General features: G+C 30.4%; 1 tRNA gene. It reads right to left on the reverse strand.

What is annotated here, in order from left to right:
• Positions 1-116: 116 nt before the first annotated feature.
• Positions 117-188: transfer RNA gene (locus tag N3D17_07900), tRNA-Thr, on the reverse strand.
• Positions 189-296 lie beyond the last annotated feature (108 nt).

The raw sequence follows: 296 nt of genomic DNA on the forward strand, positions 1-296 counted from the left end.
GTCCAAAAGAAATTCCTTTTTTTATTTTATTTGGAAAAAATGGCTCTATCATTCCTTTCTGAGCCATTTTTTTTATCCACTTGTCAGATTTTACCATTTTCGTATTTTAAGAAATAAGCCACCTCGGGGATTTGAACCCCGGACCTGAGCATTACAAGTGCCCTGCTCTACCGCTGAGCTAAGGTGGCTTATATTAAAATTTATTATAAAAAATAACCCAATTTATGTCAATAATCCAGAATTTTTCAAAAATAAATAATCTATAAAGTTAAAAAAAGTTAAAAATTAGTGGGTTT

It is taken from the genome of bacterium (genome assembly GCA_026414725.1).
GTDB lineage: Bacteria > Ratteibacteria > UBA8468 > B48-G9 > JAFGKM01 > JAAYXZ01.